Genomic DNA, 3,929 nt, shown 5'->3' with positions numbered 1-3,929 from the left:
TAATCGGACGGTTTAACCAATGTCTGAACCATGGGATTATTGAAGATATTTTACCATCTTTCGAAAATAGCTCCTTTTCGTATCTTCTAAACATTTCAAAGGCTAGAAAAATAAGGCCAGCTAAAAATGATGAACCCGTAAAATCTATTTTTTTATCTATCTAGCTGATGTTACGCAATAAATTTAGCATTTCAGCTTGATTATATTCAGCAAATATGCTTTAATTACCTCGCAATTTCAATCAATTACGAGGCGTGCTATGTTTTATGTGAAAAACCACAAACAACCCTACATTTTCGATCCGTTTGCCCACTTGGGGGAAAAACGGCGCGATTTATTGAACAAGTCCTGGGCAGGACTTTTCCGGCAGGAAATTTTGCCGGTGTTGCCGGTAGACGCATTGCGCAAACATTATCATGATTGCCAAGGCCGCCTCTCCAAGGAACTATACTCCATGGTCGGCCTGATGATTCTGCAGCAGATGCATGACCTTACCGACGAAGAAGCTGTTGAGCAGTTTTCGTTCAACATCAAGTGGCACTATGCCCTTAATATCACCAGTAATTCCGACCAATATTCCTATGTCAGCCTCAAAAGCCTCTGGTCCATGCGCGACATCTTAACCAGCGAGGGCCTTTACCATACCATCTTTGACGCGGCTACCACCAAGCTTGCCATGGTTTTCAAGGTCGATTTTACAAAACAGCGGATGGACTCGGTGCATATCCGGTCAAACATGCGCCATCTGGGGCGCATCAGTCTGTTTGCCAAAACAATTAAAAAGTTTCTCGCCAATCTCAAAAGGCATCATCGCCTCCTGTTTGACAAACTCGACAGCACGTTGACCGCGCGCTATCTCAACAAAAAAGAAGAGGCCATCTTTTCCATCGTCAAACCCTCCGAATCCGCCAGGACCCTCGATCAGCTCGCCCAGGATATTTTTTTGCTGGTCGAGCGGTTCACTGCCGTTGAGACGGTGAACAGCATGAGCAGTTTCAAGCTGCTTGTCCGCCTTTTCGAGGAACAATGCCTGGTCGCAGAGCAAGCGGAAAGCGGTCAAAAGCTGGCAACGGCAAAACCGAACAAGGATGTCGCTTCCGACTCTCTCCAGAACCCTTCCGACCCGGATGCGGGATACAGCGGCCACAAAGGCAAAGGGTATCAGGTGCAGGTGGCGGAGACCTACTCGCCTGAACCGGACAAAGAGAACCTTTCGCTGATCACCTACATTGAGGTTGAATCAGCCGATAAAAATGATGCGAATGCCCTGTTGCCGGCTTTGGTTGAGACTGCCCGCAAGGATATGGCGCCCATCGAGATCCTGGCGGATTCTCTTTACGGCAGCGATGACAATGTCACCAAAGCCGAACAGGAACACGGCGTTCAAGTGATAGCGCCGGCCATGGGGACGGCAAACCACAAAGGCTTGTCCCTGGCCGATTTCACCTTGAATGAGCAGGGGGAAATCATCTCATGTCCACAAGGGTGTACCCCGGCAACAGTGAAACATAAAAAAGGAAACCATGGCGCCGCTTTTCAGCCAGCTGTTTGCCGGAGCTGCCCGCGCCAGGAAGAATGTCCGGCCAAGGAAGGCAAAAAGGCCTTTTCCGTCCGCTACAAAGAAAAGGATATCCGCCTGGCGCGCCGGCGGCAACATGAGCAATCGCCGGAATTCGGAGACAAATACAGATTCCGGGCAGGGGTGGAGGCTACCATGTCGGAGTATAGCAGACGAACAGGGGTAAAGCAGCTTCGAGTCCGAGGGCTGAAAGCTGTCACCTTCGCTGCCGTGCTCAAGGCGCTCGGCCTTAACATCTTCAGAGCCGCTACTGCGCTTCGAAAGAAGAAAAATGGCGGCAGGAAACCATTTGCGCCCGAAGGCTGGGCCATTTATGGCGTTATTGGCAATTTCAAAGAGCAAATAGTGCTACTCGTTTCATTTTTTGTAACACTTTTGGCCTCATGTGAGGCTTACGAAAATTTTGGCCAGCAAAATCCCAATTGAGTTTTTACGGGGTCATCTTGTTTTGGGGGGGGGTAAACTTCCAAAAGGTGCAGAGACAGCCACCTGAATCCGTGAGGTATCCCGGATTGCCCCTAAAAATTGTGGGGCGCGAAAAAATTTTCCGCTTCAGAATTACCAAAATTTATCCATTGCCAGCATATTGCTGGTAAATTGGGGCATCGGCCCCGTTGTTCTTTGAAAAATTGCTCTATTTGCCTGTTTTTGGACGCAGTTGCCCGGCAGGGCTTGCTCTTCAGCCACTTTCCGGCAATATTTTTCTTCTGTTCTTGCATTAACCAAAGGCAAGCCGGTTATAAACGCGCTGAAACGCGTCAAATGCGTAGCAATGGCGGCTGAACCTCAGTTTCAGCTGTCTGCCGGTTTCTATCAATCTGGCTGCCCGGTACATCAATTCCTGGATGACGGTACGAATTCTCCTGCGTTTCGCCGAGTGGCGCACTGGCGAGCGATCACCGAGAAGGCCAAGCTGGCCGATGAACCGCAAGATGTTATAAGCCAAGCCGGCCAGCGACATGATCAGGGAATTGGTCGCAAACTTTCCGGAAGGTAACCGCTCAAGATCCATGTCGGTTTTAAATTCGCTGTGAAACTGCTCGCTGGTGCCATGATCCTGGTAAAGCTTGATGATCTCTTGTTCCGGCAGGTAAAGTGATGTCCACCAGCCTTCAAGTTCTATATCCGGGACCAGCAGCAGCTGACCACGCTTGTCAATGGTTCTTTCAACAACCCGGACCACCAGGCGGCTGTTGAACTTCTTGCCCTCGTGTTCCTGCAGCTGGTTGAAACTGAACACGGCAACCCGCTTCCCCCGCCGGGGTTCGCTCACTTCCCCTTCCTGCAGGCCGCGGGCCAGCCAGGCGGCAAGATCCTGCGTGCGGGGATTCCATTTCAGGATGTAATCGACCTTCTTTTTGCCATAAAGCGTTGCACGGGTTTCGGCAGCGTCGTGGGCCGAGTCAAGCCTGAACAACAGTGTTTTTTTGGTTAAAGACTTGGCGCGGGAGATGGTTTCCCGCAAAAAGGGGATAAAGTTATTTTGGCTGTGCTGGCTTCCCTCTCGGAACTCAAGATTAATGCACCAGCCTTCCGCTCCCATGTACGCGGCTATTGGGGCATAGCCATCATAACCATGATAGGTATGTTTGCACCCTTCTTTTTTGGTGCCGGAGTTGTCCATGCAAAAGACGTCCATATCGACGGCAACATGCCCCATGGCCAGGGGGGTTACTTTGCCTTTGGCCGTCTCGATGAACTCCGTGTAGGTTGAGGAGGCGATTGGTTGAAAACTTATTGCGGTTTCATCAAGGCGCTGGCGTAAAGTCTCCGGCGAGGGAACTGCTTTTATGCCAAGTGATTGCTGGAAATACTTGTCCTCTTTCATGTCGGCAATGGCTTCGAAATCGCTTTTGCCAAGCGAGAGCAGCCCGAGATAACTGCGAACGACATCGGTATTGGCAATGTCCTTGGTGTCAGGGATCGCCTTTTTCAGCCTGGCGTTCAAGCTGGTATAGCGATTGATACATAACCCTACCAGGGCCAGGCCGGAATGAGAGGTATAAAATTCGTCCGAGGAGCGCTCAATAATAAATCGTTTCATTTTTTCACCTGCTGAGTGATGTTTTTCGACAGGCGAATATTGCAATATTTTTTGTTAAATTTCAACATGTTATTTAAAAATACAGACGTTTTTTACTGCAAAAATTTCACGGATTCAGGTTCCTCATATGCATCGACAGAGGAAATTCCCGCTCTTGAAAAATATTCAAGAGATAATGCTGATTTGTTTAAACAAGATTTAGGGAAGGCGGCAAAAATTGTCGGGGGAGAAGTTGCAAGGCTTTATACCTACTACTAAAATTTTGCATAGCGAATGGGTTCAAGAGGAACCGGCGAGCACGTGCTT

General features: G+C 49.3%; 3 protein-coding genes. 2 read left to right on the top strand and 1 reads right to left on the bottom strand.

The genetic code is table 11. The features are described from left to right. Positions 1-259 precede the first annotated feature (259 nt). Positions 260-2,005: a transposase gene (locus tag HZB31_11955; GenBank protein MBI5848635.1), complete on the top strand. Its 1,746-nt coding sequence runs from the start codon at positions 260-262 to the stop codon at positions 2,003-2,005. Between the two features lie 292 nt (positions 2,006-2,297). Here the strand turns inward: HZB31_11955 and HZB31_11950 are convergent, their stop codons facing one another. Beyond that, positions 2,298-3,623: an IS1380 family transposase gene (locus HZB31_11950; protein MBI5848634.1), complete on the bottom strand. Its 1,326-nt coding sequence runs from the start codon at positions 3,621-3,623 to the stop codon at positions 2,298-2,300. A 66-nt stretch (positions 3,624-3,689) separates the two neighbouring features. Here HZB31_11950 and HZB31_11945 point away from each other — a divergent pair, with 66 nt between their 5' ends. Beyond that, positions 3,690-3,881 (top strand): hypothetical protein, encoded by a 192-nt coding sequence (locus HZB31_11945; GenBank protein ID MBI5848633.1) that lies wholly within the window; start codon positions 3,690-3,692, stop codon positions 3,879-3,881. The last annotated feature ends 48 nt before the right edge of the window (positions 3,882-3,929 follow it).

It is taken from the genome of Nitrospirota bacterium, from assembly GCA_016235245.1.
Taxonomy (GTDB): Bacteria; Nitrospirota; Thermodesulfovibrionia; order Thermodesulfovibrionales; family UBA6898; genus UBA6898.
The sequence above is the reverse complement of the archived record's forward strand: the minus strand, read 5'-3'. Positions and strand labels throughout refer to the sequence as shown.

Coding starts and splice junctions, on each gene's coding strand:
- HZB31_11955 (MBI5848635.1), top strand. CDS start 260: ATGTTTTATGTGAAAAACCACAAACAACCCTACATTTTCGATCCGTTT.
- HZB31_11950 (MBI5848634.1), bottom strand. CDS start 3,623: ATGAAACGATTTATTATTGAGCGCTCCTCGGACGAATTTTATACCTCT.
- HZB31_11945 (MBI5848633.1), top strand. CDS start 3,690: ATGTTATTTAAAAATACAGACGTTTTTTACTGCAAAAATTTCACGGAT.